15 protein-coding genes and 1 tRNA gene are annotated in these 15657 nt (G+C 68.2%); 10 read left to right on the top strand and 6 right to left on the bottom strand.

Features of this window, described 5'->3' with window-relative positions; genetic code table 11:
• Positions 1-86: 86 nt before the first annotated feature.
• The 10 genes from BM041_RS09495 to BM041_RS09450 all read left to right on the top strand — a co-directional run bounded on the left by BM041_RS09495 (position 87) and on the right by BM041_RS09450 (position 10887).
• Positions 87-425, top strand: a complete 339-nt coding sequence (locus tag BM041_RS09495) for a DUF6312 domain-containing protein (protein WP_139226010.1) — start codon at positions 87-89, stop codon at positions 423-425.
• 69 nt (positions 426-494) lie between these two features.
• Complete coding sequence (locus BM041_RS09490; protein WP_092958695.1) at positions 495-755, top strand: DUF6200 domain-containing protein; 261 nt, start codon at positions 495-497, stop codon at positions 753-755.
• A gap of 135 nt (positions 756-890) precedes the next feature.
• Positions 891-2750 (top strand): ABC1 kinase family protein, encoded by a 1860-nt coding sequence (locus BM041_RS09485; protein WP_092958693.1) that lies wholly within the window; start codon positions 891-893, stop codon positions 2748-2750.
• A 139-nt stretch (positions 2751-2889) separates the two neighbouring features.
• Positions 2890-3945 (top strand): efflux RND transporter periplasmic adaptor subunit, encoded by a 1056-nt coding sequence (locus BM041_RS09480; RefSeq protein ID WP_175533836.1) that lies wholly within the window; start codon positions 2890-2892, stop codon positions 3943-3945.
• A complete protein-coding gene (locus BM041_RS09475) occupies positions 3945-7016 on the top strand; it encodes an efflux RND transporter permease subunit (RefSeq protein WP_092958689.1) in 3072 nt (1023 codons plus the stop codon). The genes BM041_RS09480 and BM041_RS09475 overlap by 1 nt, the downstream gene beginning before the upstream one ends.
• Positions 7017-7127: 111 nt before the next feature.
• A complete protein-coding gene (locus tag BM041_RS09470; RefSeq protein ID WP_092958687.1) occupies positions 7128-8198 on the top strand; it encodes a hypothetical protein in 1071 nt (356 codons plus the stop codon).
• 51 nt (positions 8199-8249) lie between these two features.
• Entirely contained in the window at positions 8250-8645 is a 396-nt protein-coding gene (locus BM041_RS29920) for a hypothetical protein (protein WP_139226009.1), read from the top strand.
• On the top strand, positions 8642-9655 hold the full coding sequence (locus BM041_RS09460) for a hypothetical protein (RefSeq protein ID WP_092958683.1): 1014 nt from the start codon (positions 8642-8644) through the stop codon (positions 9653-9655). The genes BM041_RS29920 and BM041_RS09460 overlap by 4 nt, the downstream gene beginning before the upstream one ends.
• Before the next feature lie 52 nt (positions 9656-9707).
• The gene (locus BM041_RS09455) at positions 9708-10718 is read left to right on the top strand and encodes a hypothetical protein (protein ID WP_092958681.1); all 1011 of its coding nucleotides are present in this window, start codon (positions 9708-9710) and stop codon (positions 10716-10718) included.
• Between the two features lie 94 nt (positions 10719-10812).
• Positions 10813-10887 (top strand) — tRNA-Thr (locus BM041_RS09450).
• Positions 10888-10927: 40 nt separating this feature from the next.
• Here the strand turns inward: BM041_RS09450 and BM041_RS09445 are convergent.
• The 6 genes from BM041_RS09445 to BM041_RS09420 all read right to left on the bottom strand — a co-directional run bounded on the left by BM041_RS09445 (position 10928) and on the right by BM041_RS09420 (position 15536).
• Positions 10928-11176 carry a helix-turn-helix domain-containing protein gene (locus BM041_RS09445; protein ID WP_092958679.1) on the bottom strand — a complete coding sequence of 83 codons (249 nt, stop codon included), beginning with the start codon at positions 11174-11176 and terminating at the stop codon, positions 10928-10930.
• A 57-nt stretch (positions 11177-11233) separates the two neighbouring features.
• Positions 11234-11677, bottom strand: a complete 444-nt coding sequence (locus BM041_RS09440; RefSeq protein WP_175533834.1) for a Crp/Fnr family transcriptional regulator — start codon at positions 11675-11677, stop codon at positions 11234-11236.
• Between the two features lie 92 nt (positions 11678-11769).
• Positions 11770-12144, bottom strand: a complete 375-nt coding sequence (locus BM041_RS09435) for a phage tail fiber protein (RefSeq protein ID WP_092958675.1) — start codon at positions 12142-12144, stop codon at positions 11770-11772.
• A 28-nt stretch (positions 12145-12172) separates the two neighbouring features.
• Positions 12173-12442 carry a hypothetical protein gene (locus tag BM041_RS09430; RefSeq protein ID WP_092958673.1) on the bottom strand — a complete coding sequence of 90 codons (270 nt, stop codon included), beginning with the start codon at positions 12440-12442 and terminating at the stop codon, positions 12173-12175.
• A gap of 40 nt (positions 12443-12482) precedes the next feature.
• Complete coding sequence (locus tag BM041_RS30925) at positions 12483-14837, bottom strand: glycosyl hydrolase family 28-related protein (RefSeq protein ID WP_217648666.1); 2355 nt, start codon at positions 14835-14837, stop codon at positions 12483-12485.
• 48 nt (positions 14838-14885) lie between these two features.
• The gene (locus BM041_RS09420) at positions 14886-15536 is read right to left on the bottom strand and encodes a hypothetical protein (RefSeq protein ID WP_092958671.1); all 651 of its coding nucleotides are present in this window, start codon (positions 15534-15536) and stop codon (positions 14886-14888) included.
• Between the last annotated feature and the right edge of the window lie 121 nt (positions 15537-15657).

Genomic DNA, 15657 nt, shown 5'->3' with positions numbered 1-15657 from the left:
CGGCACTGAAACGACGCCGATGGCGTGATCGTTTCAGTGCCAGGCAGAGGGAGCACGTCGCCATGCGCGTACGGATGATTTCGGGCGTGAAGCGGATCACGGTTCTGAAGCCGGGTCATGCCGCGTCCATCCGCCTGTCAAAGCCATCCCTTGACGATGAGACCGGAAGTGCGGAGCGTGTGAAGGTCTGGACAGTGGCGGGCACGCGCGTGACGCGCGACGACGTCCACCTGGATCTGGGCGAACGCAAGAAGCAGACCGGCATCCTGAAGGTGGTCGAGAAGAAGATCAGGAAGCTGGCGCGGCGCGAGCACAAGGCGCTCGGCCACTATCTCGCGCTGCACGAGCAGTCGAACCGCAAGCGCCGGAACGGCTGGGCCCGTGACATCGGGCGCAACCTGGTGCGCGTCATCCGGCGCGGCTGACCCAGCCTGCCCGGATCGCCCCGGCGCGGTCCGGCTTCCGCATCCATCCGCCAATCGCGAGGGAAGAGCATGAGTGAGGCCAGTGCGGACGTGAAGGACGCGAAGGGTGTCGTCTGCGTCCTCGATCTCGGGGAGCATTCCCGCAAGCGCGTGCGGCGGCTTCGCCGCGGCGAAGGCAAGCTGATGGACAAGGTGGAGGACGCGATCGCGGCCCTGCACGAAGAAGGTGTCCTGGACGGTGCGGCGCAGACCGTCGTCGTCGTGGTCCGGCAGGAACAGCGCCTCGGCGACATGTTCCGCGACGACGACGATGATGACGACGACGATTGATCGCTGACCTGGCCTCGTGAGAACAGCCGGGCCCGGGTGATCCGGGCCTGGCCAAGCGACCTGCCGCCACGGCGGCGGGCTGTCTTCGTCCGGGAGAGACGCTCCATTCTGGTCAAGCGTATCGCTGGGTTCCGGTTGGATGTCATCCGGCACCGCCGGAATGCCGCGACCACGCTTGTCGCGCTGGAGCCTCGGAGCCCGGAGCGCGAATTCCCGCCCGACCTCGATTCCATCGTCCCGACGCCCCTGCCATCGGGCCGTTCCTCCGGTGCGATCAGGATCGAGCCGCTGTCGCCGCCATCGCGCTTCCGCGGTCTGGCGGTCTTCTCGGCGTTGCTGCGTTTCGTGTGGATGCGCCTCTGGCTGCGGGCAACCGGCCGGATGACGGCAGCCCGCGATGCCGCCCTGGCCCGGGCGCTGTTCGAGGGCCTGGGCGGCATGTGGATCAAGGCCGGGCAGTTGCTGTCGCTGCGCACCGACCTGCTGACCGATGAGATGTGCAAGGCACTCGCCAGCCTTCAGCACCAGGCCGCGGGCTTTCCGCCGGAGGTCGCGCTGCGGGTGGTGGAGGAGGATCTGGGCGTCCCCATCGAGCGCGTCTTCTCCTGGTTCGACCCCATGCCCTTCGCGGCGGCATCGATCTGCCAGGCGCACCGCGCGACCCTGCTGACCAACAACCGCGCGGTCGTCGTGAAGATCATGCGGCCGGACGTGTCGCGCAGCTTCGCGCGCGATCTCGGCCTGCTGCGCGGGGTGGTGGCCGTGTTCAGCGTGCTGGGGATCGGCAGCCGCTTCCATCTGGTTGACGGGCTCCGCGAACTCCGTGCAGTGCTCAGCGAAGAGACCGACTATCGGTTCGAGGCTGTGAACCTCAAGCGCATGCGGCGCAACCTGCGTCGCCACAAGGTTTCCGTGCCCCGCGTCCTGTCCCGCTATTGCGGCCCCCGCATCCTGGTGATGGATGAGATACCGGGCGTCCTGATGTCGCACTACATCCAGATGCGCACGGAGAACGTCGCCGCCGTCCGGCGATGGGAGCATGAGAACAACGTCGATCCGCTGAAGCTCGGCAAGGGCCTGATGGTCACGGTGCTGCGGCAGATCCTGGAAGACAATGAATTCCACGCCGATCTCCACCCCGGCAACATCATGGTCATGGCGGACAACCGGATCGCGCTGCTGGATCTCGGCAGTGTCGGTCGGCTGGATCGACGGACCTGGCAACTCTACCGCTACACCATGGTGGCGCTGGCGACGCGGGACTTCGAGCGCGCGGCTGACTACACCCTGTTGCAGCAACCCGGACTTGGGGTGGTGGATCACGCGCGACTGCGCAGCGACCTGGCGGACGCGCTGCGCAAGTGGGAACTGCGGAGCGAGTTTCCTAACACCTCCTATGCGGACAAGTCGGTCGGTTCCATGGGTGACGAGATCACGCGCGTCATGGCGCGGCACAATGTGCCGGTCGGGTGGGGCCTGATGCGCGTGGGGCGGGCGCTGTCCACCCTCGATGCCTCGCTGCAGGTGCTGGTGCCGGACGGTAATTTCATCGAGTTCACGCGCGCCTACTTCAAGGACCGGCAGCGCCGTCAGCGCACGCTGAAGGGCGCGATGCGGCCCCTGCGGTCCGCGCTTCAGGATGTCATGGGGCTGGCGACAGATGCGAATGTGGTGCTGGGTTCCGCCGTCCGTTTCCAGGGCCTGCGGCTTCAGGGAATGGCGGACCGCGTGCAGCAGTTCCGCCTGGCGGTGCTGCGTGTCTTCAACCGCGGCATCTGGACGCTGATCCTGGGCACGCTCGGCGTCATGCTGCTCAATCGCTACACCGACTACCTGCCACCGGCTTGGCAGCCATCGGCGCACCGGCTGCTGCAATTCGTGCTGGAGCCGCTGCCGGACCTCGACGGCATCTACTGGCTGCTGTTTCTCGCTGTTGCGCTGTTCATTTCCAATGTATTACGGACCGCGAGGAAATCGCTGTCTGCAACCCAATAGTCGCCCTGCGCGTGGTACTGGCGGGGGTGCAACACGATCCAGTCCGCTGTTATCTGTGATCGACAAGGCGCGGGCCTGACTGCCGCGCAGGGGGTTGGTCGGTATGACGTCGCGCTTGATCATCGCAGGCGTTTCCGCCTTGGCTGGGCTCGTTGGCGGCGCCGTTGTGGCACGGTATGCGTGGCCGGCCATCGGCGGCACGCCCGCGGTGCAGGCGCCCATCGCCACGACGGAGCCTGCGCCGGCCACTGTCGAGGTTGCGCGGGCCAGGCAGGGCAGGGTGGACCAGGCCCTCAATTCACTCGGCACGTTGCAGGCACGAGAGAGCGTGCCGCTGGCGTCGCTCAATCCCGGTGTCGTCACCGCCATCCATTTCCAGGAGGGCACCCGGGTCGAAGCCAACGCCCTGCTGGTCGACCTCGATCAGCGGATCGCGCGCGCGAATCTGGCGTCGGCCGAGACGGAACTGCGCGCCGCCCAGATCCGCTTCGAGCGGAGCCAGCAGCTTTCCGGATCCGGCTTCCGGTCCCGGCAGCAACTGGACGACGACCGCGCGGCGATCGACCGGGCCGCCGCCGAGGTGGCCGTTCGCCAGACGCAACTGGCGCAACTCAGCGTCCGCGCGCCCTTTGCGGGCGTGCTGGGGCAGCGCGACTTCGGGGTGGGCGAGTATATCGAGGCTGGCAAGCGCCTCGTGACCCTTGAGGACCGGTCGGTCCTGCGCGTGAGTTTCCGCGTGCCGGAACGCTTCCTGCCGAAGCTGGCGATCGGCCAGTCGGTCGAGTTGACGCTGGACGCGGTGCCGGGCCGCACCTTCACCGGCCGGGTCACGCTGCTCGATCCGCGGCCGAGCAGCAACGACCGCGACATCCAGGTGCGCGCGGAGATACCGAACGACCCGCCCATGCTGCCATCGGGCCTTTTCGCGCGGGTTCGGCTGGTGATCGAAAGCCGGCCGGATGCCATCGTCGTCCCGCCCTCCGCCGTATCCTACATGCTGACCGGCGCCTATGTGTTCAAGGTCGTGGACGGTCGGGCGCGGCGCACGCCGGTGCGCGTCGGATTGCAGCTTCCGGATCGCGTGGAGATCCTGGAGGGGGTGGCGCCTGGCGACCAGGTCGTGACCGCGGGACAATTCAACCTCGATGACGGAAGGCGCGTGACCACGGTGTCCCAGACCCCGGGACAGCGCTGATGTCGATCTCCGACCTGTTCATCCGGCGACCGGTCTTCGCGATCGTCATCAACCTCATCGTCGCGCTCGTCGGCATTCTCGGCCTGTCGCGGCTCGCGATCCGTGAATTGCCGCAGTTCGATCTGCCTTTCGTGTCGATCACGACGATCTACAGCGGCGCCGCGCCCGACCTTGTCGAGCGGACCGTGACGGCGCCGATCGAGCAGGCGGTCTCCGCCGTCGGCGGGATCGACACGATCGTCTCCACGAGCAGCGAGGGCAGCAGCCAGATCCAGATCGCCTTCCGCGCCGGGACCAATCCGCTGAATGCGGTGACACAGGTCCGGGACAAGGTCGGTCAGCTGGCGAATGTGCTGCCGACCGATTCCCTGGCGCCCACCGTCGCGCAGCTCAGCCTCGATGCCGTGCCGGTGATCTACCTGTCGCTGACGGATCCGTCCCGCAGTTCGATGGAGATCACGGAGATCGTCTCTCGCGTGGTCAGGCCGGCGCTTGCCTCCGTCGATGGCGTGGCGGCGTCGCAGACGCTCGGGGAACGCCGCTACGCGATCAGGGTCTGGCTCAATCCCTGGGCCCTGGCAGCGCATAACGTCACCGCGCCCGAGGTGCATGACGCGATCATTTCCCAGAACCTGTCGGTGCCGTCCGGGACGCTGGAGCGCGATGGCCGGAAGGCGCTGGTCTATACCGACACCGCCCTGCTGCGGCCGGAGCAGTTCGCGGAGGTGGTGGTCAGGCGCGGCCTTGGCGACGATGGTCTGGTGAAGCTGGGCGATGTCGCGCGGGTGGAAGTGGGGCCGGAGAGCATCACCAACGCCATCCGCCTGAACGGCCGGGATGGCGTCGCGGTGGGGGTTCTGGCCCAATCCGCCGCAAACCCGCTCGAGGTCGCGCGCGCGGTTCGTGCGCTGGTGCCCGGGCTGCGCGGCCTGCTGCCTGCGGGCATGACGCTGGATGTGGTGTTCGACCGCTCGGAGGCGATCGAGATCGCGGTGAAGGAGGTGGCGGAGACGATCATCGTGGCGGTCGGCCTCGTCACGGTCGTCATCCTTCTGTTCCTCGGGTCCTTCCGCTCCTCGATCATCACGCTTGTCACCATCCCGCTGTCGCTGCTCGGGATGCTCGGCTTCATGTATGCCGTGGGCTACAGCATCAATACTTTCACGCTGCTGGCCATGGTTCTGGCGATCGGGCTGGTGGTGGACGATGCCATCGTCGATGTCGAGAACGTCCAGCGCCATATCGACATGGGCACCGATCCCGTGGCGGCGGCCTTCATCGGCAGCCGCGAGATCGGCTTTGCCATCGTCGCGACGACGCTGACCCTGGCGGCGGTCTATCTGCCCATCGGCCTGATGCCCGGCTTGCTGGGAAGCCTGTTCTCCGAATTCGCCTTCACGCTCGCTGCGGGTGTCGTGATCTCCGGCTTCGTGTCCCGGACGCTGTCGCCGGCCATGTGTTCACGGATGCTGCGCGCCAAGCGCCCGGGGGGCGTGGCGGTCCGCATCGACAACGCCTTCGCAAGGCTGTCGAGGGGGTATGCCCATCTGCTGCGCGGCACGTTGCGGTTCCGGTGGTTCGTGTTGCTGGGAAGCGTCGCGGTCTTCGCTGGCGGCATCACCTTGATGATGCGCCTGCCCGGTGAATTCGCGCCGGCCGACGACCCTGGCTACGTCATCGTGGAGTTCACCGCGCCATCCGACGCAACCACCTACTACATGGACGAGCTGGCGGCGCGGGTCGATGCGGCTTTCGCCACGGTGCCGGAGCGCCGCGGCACCATGATCATGAATGGCATGTCGTCACCGACGTCAGGTCTCGGCCTGCTGCTGCTGAAGCCCTGGTCGGAACGCGAGGCGACGTCGGTGGAAATCGGCGCGCGGATCATGCCCGTCCTCAACCGCATCGCGGGTGCGCGCTTCACCCTGCTCGATCCCAACCCGCTCGCGGGCGGCAACGTCGCGCCGGTGCAGTTCGTGGTCCGCACCACCGGCAACTACGAGGACCTGTCGCAGGTGATGACGCGGCTGCACGACTTCGCCCGGCGTCACCCCGCCTTCTCATCGCCGGCGCTGGACCTCGACCTGAACACCCGCCGCATCGACGTGGTCATCGACCGGCCTCTCGCGGCTGTCGTCGGCATCGACATCATGCGGATCGGGCAGACGATCAACACCTTCCTGGGCGGCCAGCAGGCGGGCAACTTCGGATGGGAAGGGCAGCAGTACAAGGTTCTGTTGCAGATCGAGGAGCAGGATCGCCGCGACTCCGACATCGTCAACAATATCTATCTTCGCAGCGCCGCCGGCGATGTCGTCCCGCTCTCCTATGTCGTGTCGCAGCGTGAGACGGTTGGGGCATCGACGCTGCCGCGCTTCCAGCAGCTGCGGGCCGCCCGGATCACCGCCACCCTCGCGCCCGGCTGGTCGCTGTCGGAGGCGCTGGCGGCGTTGGAAGGCGAGGCCGCCCGAATTCTGCCGCCCGGCTACCAGGTGGATTATGATGGCCCGTCGCGCGCCTTGAAGCAGGCCGATGCCAGTGTGGGTATCGTGTTCCTGCTGGCGCTCGGGTTCATCTTCCTGACCCTCGCGGCGCAGTTCGAGAGCTTCCGCGACCCGTTCATCGTGCTGTCGGTGGTCCCGCTGGCCATGGTCGGTGCCGCGCTGGGCCTTCTGGCCGTGAACGGATCGCTCAACGCCTACAGCTTCATCGGATTGGTCACCCTGATAGGGCTTGTCGCCAAGGGCGGCATCCTCATCACGGAGTTCGCGAACCAGCTGCGCGACGAGGGACGTGACCTGCACGAGGCGATCGTTGAGGCCGCGGCGACGCGGCTGCGTCCCATCCTAATGACGACGGTGGCCACCATCCTGGGCGCGGTGCCGCTTCTCCTCACCGTCGGGCCTGGGGCACGCTCCCGGGAGGATCTCGGCGCCGTCGTCGTGGGCGGCATGGTGTTCGGCACGGTGGTTTCGCTCTTCGTCGTGCCGGCCTGCTATGTCGTGATGTCGCGTAAGGTGCGGAAGCCGCTGGTGACCCCGCCGCCGGTCGGCGGCGGGACGCATGGGTGATCGGATGGGGGCTCATCAGTCTGCGCTTCCACTGCGTGCTGGCCTTCGTCTAGTCTGTTCGCAAATCGGAACGTGACGCCGTCATACGGCGCGACTGAACCAGGGTGAGGCATGAAGCTGATCCATCCGACGCCGGCGCAGCTTTCCACGATGGTCAAGGCCATGTCGGCCGTTGTTTCAGCCGAGGGACGGGTTCCGCCCTTGCCGGTGGAGCAGGCCAGCATCGAGGCGATCCAGCGCCATCTGCTGGGACAGGCGGCGCCCACCCGCGCCGAGGCAGGCCCGCTGCCGGACGACCTGGCTGCGACCATTGTCGATCCGGATCTGCGGCGCCTGACGGTCCAGCTTCTCGTCATCCTGTCCCTGGTCGGCCGGCGGATCAGCGACGAGAAGGTCGCCGTGGTTGTGGAAGCGGCGCGTCGCCTCGGCATCGAGGAGCGTGGCGTGGCGCTGCTCCAGCGGGCTGCGCGGGGGCAGTTCAAGCGCATCGCGATGTCGTTGATGAAGGGCTTCGTCGATTGGTGGTCGCCATCGGGGAAGGCGGGCATCGGTGACTGGATGCGCTTCATCTGGTGGATGCTGCCGCAGTTGCACGGCAAGGGGACCGCGCGCCGGCACGCCGAACTGGCCGCCCGCTACGCCGCCCTGGGCCAGCTGCCCGAAGGCACCTTCGGCCGCGCGCTGCATGCCTTCTACGCCGACAACGACATCGGCCTGCCGGGCGAACCCAAGAGCGTCCCCTGGGTGATGCACGAGGTCTATCACGTGCTGAGCGAATACGGCGTGAAGCTCGAGGCGGAGATGCTGCTGACGGCCTTCGTGGGCGGGTCGCTCGGCGAGAACTGCATGGACCAGATCCTGTTTGGCCTGCTGTCCTACCAGACCGGCAGCCCGCTGATCGGTGGCGTGGTGGCGGAGGGCTTGCTGGACCCGGAGAGCTATTTCGCGGCGATGGCACGCGGCGCCGCGATGACGGTCAGCGTCGTGCGGGGCTGGGATCTCTGGGCGGTGGCGGAGACCGACCTGGAGCAGCTTCGCGCCCAGTACGGCATTCCGCCGCTGGCGGAGCAGGAGCGCGCCCTGGTCGGCGGCTATAACGGCCTGCTGACCGGGCCTGGACATTCGACACCGGCGGATTGGCCCGGCATCGGCCAGGGCCGTCCCGCGGCAGCCATGGCCTGACGTCGATGATGCGGAGAGCGCGCGAGGGCGATTGCGGTGGAGACGCCAGCCATGATGGATGAAGCCTCGGCCGCGGCAATCGCCCGGATCTGGACCGATGCAGCTTTTCGCAAGCGGCTTGTCGAGGCACCGGGCAGGGCGTTGCCCGATATCGGTATCGACATCCCTGCGGGCGCGACAGTCCGCGTGGTCGGCAGCAAGGGTGCGCCTGGAGACGTGGACGACCCGTCATTGATCCAGGTGGTGCTGGAACAGGGCGGAGGCTACGCCTACTTCTTCATTCCATCGCCGCGGTCGCCCTGTGCGCAGCAGGCCGCCTACGGGATGATCCTCACGCGTGCCGTGGATGATCCGTCCCTGGGTCGCCGCGTGCTGCTGGATGCCGCAGGCGCGCTGCGCGGGCTTGCGGCGCAAGGCCGCGTCGAGGCCGAGGATGCCGTGGCATGAAGCCGGTCGTGCCGGGTCCCGAGGAACTGGCCTGCATCGTGGCCGCGGCCTATGCGGTGGCCTCGGCCGATGGAGCCCTTGTCCCGGAAGCGATCGAGGTCGAGGCCATCGATGCCTTCCAGCGGCACATGCTGGGGCAGGAGACGCCCATGCGGGGCGTGCCGGGTTCTCTGCCGCCGGCATTGGGCAGCGTCATCGCCGATCCCGCCTCCCGGCGGCAGCTGGTTCGCCAGTTGGCGATCCTGTCACTGGTCGATGGCACGCTGCGGCAGGAGAAGGTCGCGGTGGTGGCGGAGGCTGCACGCCGTCTCGGCGTTGCCGAATTCGGATTGACGGTGCTGTTGCAACTCGCGGAGCGGAAGGGGCGCGGCCACGTCTTCGGCTTCATGCGCCGCATCGTGGCGCATTACTGGTCTTTCGACGGCCGCGCCACGCTGCGTGACTGGCTCGGCATGGTCTGGACGGCCGCGCCATGGCTGCCGGGCCTCGGCCGCTACCTCGGCCGCGATGAGTTGCTGAGGCGCTACCAGGCGCTCGGCGCCCTCCCGACGGGGAGCTTCGGACGCATGGTGCATGGGTACTACACGCATCACGGTTTTCCCATGCCCGGCGAGCCGAAGAGCCTGCCGGAGGGGTGGGCGCGCCATGAAATCTACCACGTGCTCAGCGGCTATGCGACGAACCTGCAGGGCGAATTGCTGCTGGCCGGCTTCATTGCCGGCAACACGGAGGAGCTTTGCCTGGACATCGTCCTGCCGGCGCTGATCCAGCTTCATGTCGGCCTGAAATTCGTGCCAGGACCCGTGTCCAAGGGGAAGCTGCAGCCTGACCCCTTCTTCCGTGCCATGGCGCGTGGTGCCGCGATGCAGGTGGATCTTCTGGCGGGATGGCGGCTGTGGGATGTCGCCGACCTGCCGCTCGAGGATGTGCGGCGCCGCTACGGCATACCGGCGCTGACCGCAGCGGAACGGGAAGAGTTGGCGCCCCACAAGGCCCTTCTGCCGGCCTGACGATCAGCGACGAGGCCGGGGCGGAGAGCGAGGAGCGGTTCGGAGACCCATCATGCAGGTGATTACGCCAACCACGAAGCAGGCGCTGTCCATCGTGCAGACCATGCATGCGGTCGCCACCGCGGAAGGCGCGCTGCCCTTGCTGCCTGTCGAGCACGACAGCATCCTGGCCATCCAGCGGCATCTGCTGCATCTGGATGAGCCGCTTGAACCGCCGGCGCTCTCCGTTCCGGCCGACCTCGCCGCGACGATCGACTCACCCCTGATGCGGCGCGAAACCGTGCGCATCCTGGCCATGGTGCCGGTGCTCGATAAGCAGGTGCTGGATGCGAAGGTCCGGCTTGTGGAAGCCGTGGCGGCGCAACTGGGCGTGGATGAATATGGCGTTGGCCTTCTGCGCCTGGCGCAGGAGCGGAAGTTCCGCAAGCTGGCCTTCCGGCTGATGATGCGGTCGGTCGCCCATTACTGGTCGCCGACCGGCCGCGCCCGCTTGCGGGATTGGCTCGACATGATCCGGATCGCCATGCCGGCCATCCCGGGCGTCTACGCCATGCTCGTCGATCGAGGCCTGCTGGAGCGGTATCGCGGCCTGGAACACCGGCCCGAAGGCACCCTGGGCCATGGGCTGTTCCGCTTCTATCGCGACCGCGGCTTTCCGATGCCGGGCGAGCCCAAGAGCTTCCCGGAGGGCTGGTCCAAGCACGAGGTCTACCACATCATCAGCGAATATGAGACGTCGCTGCAGGGCGAGATGCTCAACGCCGCCTTCAGCGGCGGCAATACCGAGGTCCTGTGCATGGACCTGCTGCTGCTCTCCCTGCTCCAATTCCAGGCCGGGTTCCAGGTCATGCCCGGGCCGGTTCTCCAGGATGAACTCCGGCCCGATGCCTTCTTCCGCGCGGTGGCGCGGGGTGCGGCGACCGAGGTCGATATCCTGGCCGAATGGGACCTCTGGTCCGCGGTGGACCAGCCCGTCGCCGAACTGCGTCGGCGGTACAAGGTGCCCGCCCTCCGGCCCGAGGAACGGCAATGGCTGGCAGAGAACGGATCGCTGCTGGCCTGAAGCCACGGTCCGGCCGCGGATATCGCCCACCAGCCCCGGGGGTTGCGCGCCCCCCATCGAACCGCTAGTTAGCCGTCCACTTCGACGGTGGCACGCTGCTGTAGCTCAGTGGTAGAGCACTCCCTTGGTAAGGGAGAGGTCGAGAGTTCAATCCTCTCCAGCAGCACCATCGCCGTCAGGTCCCGCGCCATCAGGTCTGGCCGCCCTCGCTACGGGCCTGCCGCCTCACCCTCCACAAGGTCCAGCAGTGCCGGCCGGCGCAGCAGTTCCACCCGTCGATGGGCGGGTTCGCGGATCCAGCCGCGGCGGCGGAACGCGGTGAACCCACGGCTGACCGTCTCCAGCGTCCGGCCCAGGAAGTCGGCGATGTCCGCGCGGGTCATCGGCACGTCCAGCACGGGGCCCGCAACGTGCCGCCGCTGCCCGGTTTCGGCCAGGGAGAGCAGGAAGGCCGCCAGCCGGGCTTCCGCCGTGCGCCGACCGACCGAGACAAGCTGGTCCCGCGTTGAAGCGAGTTACTGGATGCAGAGATCCAGGAATCGCCGGTCGAGCGCCGGGTAGCGCCGCATCAACGCATCCAGGCGGGGGCGGTCGAGGCGACAGACAGTCGCCCCCGTCAGCAATTGCGCGGCGAAGGGGTAGGTGCCGGACGTGGTGTAGCCCAGCACATCGCCGGTGAACCGGAACCCCAGCACCTGTTCCCGCCCATCGGGCAGCAGGCGCACCAGTTTCGCCGTGCCATGCACGAGCGTGAAGACGTGCCCGGCCCGGTCGCCTTCCTGGAACAGGTAGTCGCGTGCCCCGAAGACGACATGCTCCGCTTCCGCGGGCACATCGTCCAGGGTTGCGGCATCAAGTGGCCTGCACAGGCCGGCGACGCGAGAGCCGCAGTTTCCGCAAATCTCGCCCTCGCCCAAGGCGTCACGCACCAGGCGCCTGGTCGCGTCGAGCGGGTTCACGCCTTGCCTCCCCTGTTTCTCCCGTAACGAGGTTATCCGACCGTCTGAGTCGGCTTCAAGGGGGCTGGACACTCTCGCCTGTCAGGCTGGGCTTACTCCGGTGTCACGGTCAGGGCGTCGACGGCGATCGTCACCGTGCCGGGGCCGGCCACGGTGACCGGGGATGCGAGCGCCGACCAGGTGAGCGGATTGCCGCCGGTCGCGGCGTCGAACAGGCCGATATGGCTCATCGTCCCGGCCGCGGCGGTGAAGGTGAAGCGGATCGCCTCCACGTTCCGCTGCTGCCCGGTGCCGGTGAAGGTCACCCGCTGGCGGGCATAGCCGGTGCCGGCGGGTTCGCCGGTGATGCCGGCGGGATCCGAACCACCGGTGCCGATGGCGGCCCAGGCCGCGGTTGGCAGCGTGGGCAGGCGGCCGCAGAGGGCGCGGGCGAGCAGGTTCTTCGCGTGGTCGGTAAGGTCGGTCATGCCGATCTCCTCGTGATGGGGTGCGGTGTCAGAAACTGCCGATGATGCTGCGGGACAGTTCCGGGTCCGTGGCCGTCAGGCCGGGCGGGGGTTCGATCGGCCCCATCGTGACAAGGGCTACGAAGGCGACGCCGTCCACGGTTACGATGGGTTCGCCGCTCGGCGGGATGAAGCCACCGACGCGCGGGTCCAGCGCGTCGGTCGGGCTTTCGCCCGGACCCGTCCAGCCGAACAGACGCAGGCCGTCGGCGGCGGCCTCAGGCGGACCCTGCCAGTATGTCATGGTCCACTCGTTCATCGGGTGCTCCTTGCTCTGTGCTGGGTGATGCGGGGCAGCCTCATGGCGCGGCGGCGCCGGACAGCAGGAGCAGCCGGGTGGTGCCGCCGTCCGGGCTGAAGGCCAGCAGCGTTGCCAGCCCGTCCGGCCTGATCCGGGTCAGGCCATCGGGGTTGGTGGGCGTGGTGCCCGTGAAGCCCGTCATCGTCACCGCGAGGTCTGCGCCCGTGCGATTGACGACCAGGCAGGTGAAGCCGTCGCCGGTCGCCGTCCAGTCGATGGAAAGGGTCGTGCCCGCATTGGCGGAGACGACCCGCGCGTGGTGGGCCGCCAGAGTCAGTGGCGTCGCGGCCGAGGTGCCAACGACCGGCAGCCGCCGGCTGGTGAACTGGGCGTCCACATAGCCCTTGCTGGCCGCCTGGCTTGACGTCGTCGGGTCGGCCGGCAGCACCAGGGGGCCGGTCAGCGTCACGGTACCGGTCGGTCCGATGCGAAAGCGCTCCGCCAGCGTGGCGCCGTTGCGCGTCTCCACGACGAAGGCGCCCGCCTCTGCGCCCGCCATCACCGCTTCGCTCACGCCACCCGCACGGGCGAAGGATGTCTCCGTGCCCGTCGTGTTGTTGCCATTGAAGGCCAGGCGGCCGATCGCATCATTCGCCGCCGGCGCCGTGGAACGCCGCCGGAGCGTCACGGTCATCGGCGCCGTCATGCCCGCATCGGGGCCGAACACCACGCCGCCATTCGGATTGTTCGTGCTGTCCCCTGCGATCTCGAGAGGCGCAAGCGCACCGGCGCCGATGCTGAGCGAATAGGTGACGTTACCGTCCTGGTTCTCGATATCCAGGTCGCCACCCAGCGTCGCTGATCGCCGGCGCAGCAGCGCGCGCTCCTGGTCGGGGGAGGAGCCCAGCGCCTGCAGCCGGTTGCCGACGAGCACGATGCGCGCCAGGTCCGCGTTCGTCTGGCCCTGGAAGGTGGCGGAACGCGTGTCGGAGGCCACGACGGAAAGACTGTCGCCGGTCGAGGCCAGGAACACGCGTGCGGCAGGAAGATCGCAGGCCACGAGCGTGAGGCCGCCATCGAGGACCTCGACCGCCCTGCCGGCGCCATCGCCGCCGACCATGACGCCGACGAACTGGTTGTCGCCCTGGTTCGGCGCGGATGAGTTCACCCGAATCGCCGTGGACATGCTGCTGATGAAGCCGCCGACCCATTTGGTGCGGAAGGCCGTCCCCTGGATCAGGGCGCCGACCGTGGTCGGATCCTTCAGCGACAGCAGGTCATCGACGCTGCAATTGCTGAGCTGGATGGATTGCGCCCCGTTGCCGAGGTCGAAGCCGGTTCGATAGCCATAGGCGAAGCAGCTGACGAATTCGGCGACGTCGCTGTCCTCCACGCGGAAGGCCGTGCCTGTCCGGCGGTTGTTCCAGATGGCGACGTTGCCGCCGCCGGTCCAGGTCCCGGAGAAGGTGCTGCCCTGGAGGTCGACGCGCGTGGCATCCACCACGGTGGCGATGTAGAGGCCGTTGGCCGGTACGCCACTGATGCCATAGGTGTTCACCAGGTCGCCCGTGACGAGCCCATGCGCGCCCGTGCAGGTGATCCGCACAAGGCCGGACCCGTTGTTGGCCACACCGGCCACGCCCGCCTGCGCCAGGGAGACGTTCGAGATGTTGCCCGTCAGGAACGGCCAGAAATGCACCTCGTGGATTCGCGTGACGTCGTAGGTCCGCGTCAGGTAGATGCCGTTCTGGTTGTCGCCGCGGACGCGACGCACACTGAGGCGCTGGCTGTTGTCCGATCGGATCGCCAGGTTGAAGCCCAGGATCAACAGGTCCTCCACCAGCACGTCGTGCTGGCTGCCGGAGCCATCGCCGATCGTGACGGCCGTGCCTGCCATCGCCGCGCGAAGCGTCACGCCCGCACGCAGGTTGGTAGGGGGCGCGCCGAGCCCATCGCGGGACAGCGTCATCGCCCGCAGCGTGGCGGCCCGCATCACGCGCACGGTCCGCGCTGGATCGATCACCAGCGTGCCGGGAATGCCCCGGTAGTCGGCCGCGGCGCGCTGGCCACCGGGGAAGGTCGTGGGGCCTTCCAGGCAGACATTCTCCAGCACCGTGATGTCGGATGCGACGACGCGATAGCGCCTTGGGCCAAGCCGGACCGTGCCGCCCCCGGCGGCGGAGGCCGCGTTGATGGCCGCCTGGATGGCGGCGGCATCGTCGGTGGTGCCATTGCCGACGGCGCCGTAGTCCCGCACGTGGAACATGCGTTCGGCGTGCACGCCGGCGGTGATCTGCGCGAAGGTCGCGCGCCGCGTCTGGGCCGCAGTGCCGCTGCCCTGCACGAAAGGCGCGATGTCAGCAGCGGCCAGCGCGGAAGCGACCGGCAATTCTGAAATCCTGGCGTCAGCCATCGGGGGTTCCTGTCCTGGTCTGGGGCGGGGGAGGGGTTCGTGCGGCGGTCAGATCAGGACCCGTCCGCCATCCTCCAGCAGCAGCGACACGCCGCTTTGCAGCAGAAGCCCGTAGGGCGCGGTCACGGCGAAGGGTGCCGAACTGTCGGCAACGGCGGGGTCGATCGTCGCCTGGACCCGCATGCGGTAGCCTGAGCCAGCCGGCGGTGCCGGCAAGGTGGCCGTGGCGGTGCCGGCGGACACGGTCGCGGTCTGGGGACCGCGCACTGTGGCACCCGATGCGTCACTGATGCTGAAGGCGACTTCGGGCACCGGCCCCACGATCGCCGCCTGCGCATCGATGGTGCCGTTGGACACGATGCCAGCTGCCAGCGGTGCCAGCACGGCGGTCATCGCCACGGCCGTGGCGGCCTGCCGGACGGAGAAGCGCTGCGCCGCCGTCCTGTTCACCCGGAAGGGCGCTGCCGCGGTATCCAGCACCACGCCAGCCGCGACCACGCTGCTGGAGCGGACCGGCAGCAAGCCGACCGAATCGGACGACTGGAGCAGGATCAGGTCACCGGTGGTGATGCGACTGGCGGCCGGGGAGAAGTAGTTGGCGCCCAGCGCCGTGGCCCGCGTATCGCTCGTCCGGTAGAGCCAGAGCGTGAACCCACTCCCGGTCAGCAGGGGGATCAGGGAGGTGTTGTCGAAGGGCATCGTCGTCTCCGTTCGGACAGCCGGCGGCCCGGGGCGCGCAGGGCTGCGCGCCCCGGTGATCCGGGGGTGGGGTGGGGATTATCATCCTGTCGACGGGCATTGCCCGTTGAGGTCAGGACTG

The organism is Falsiroseomonas stagni DSM 19981, assembly GCF_900114315.1.
Taxonomy (GTDB): Bacteria; Pseudomonadota; Alphaproteobacteria; order Acetobacterales; family Acetobacteraceae; genus Falsiroseomonas; species Falsiroseomonas stagni.
The sequence above is the reverse complement of the archived record's forward strand: the minus strand, read 5'-3'. Positions and strand labels throughout refer to the sequence as shown.

Excerpts from the sequence above, each read along its gene's own strand:
- BM041_RS09490 (WP_092958695.1), top strand. The coding sequence starts at position 495 with ATGAGTGAGGCCAGTGCGGACGTGAAGGACGCGAAGGGTGTCGTCTGC.
- BM041_RS09475 (WP_092958689.1), top strand. The coding sequence starts at position 3,945 with ATGTCGATCTCCGACCTGTTCATCCGGCGACCGGTCTTCGCGATCGTC.
- BM041_RS09470 (WP_092958687.1), top strand. The coding sequence starts at position 7,128 with ATGAAGCTGATCCATCCGACGCCGGCGCAGCTTTCCACGATGGTCAAG.
- BM041_RS29920 (WP_139226009.1), top strand. The coding sequence starts at position 8,250 with ATGATGGATGAAGCCTCGGCCGCGGCAATCGCCCGGATCTGGACCGAT.
- BM041_RS09460 (WP_092958683.1), top strand. The coding sequence starts at position 8,642 with ATGAAGCCGGTCGTGCCGGGTCCCGAGGAACTGGCCTGCATCGTGGCC.
- BM041_RS09455 (WP_092958681.1), top strand. The coding sequence starts at position 9,708 with ATGCAGGTGATTACGCCAACCACGAAGCAGGCGCTGTCCATCGTGCAG.
- BM041_RS09435 (WP_092958675.1), bottom strand. The coding sequence starts at position 12,144 with ATGACCGACCTTACCGACCACGCGAAGAACCTGCTCGCCCGCGCCCTC.
- BM041_RS09430 (WP_092958673.1), bottom strand. The coding sequence starts at position 12,442 with ATGAACGAGTGGACCATGACATACTGGCAGGGTCCGCCTGAGGCCGCC.
- BM041_RS30925 (WP_217648666.1), bottom strand. The coding sequence starts at position 14,837 with ATGGCTGACGCCAGGATTTCAGAATTGCCGGTCGCTTCCGCGCTGGCC.
- BM041_RS09420 (WP_092958671.1), bottom strand. The coding sequence starts at position 15,536 with ATGCCCTTCGACAACACCTCCCTGATCCCCCTGCTGACCGGGAGTGGG.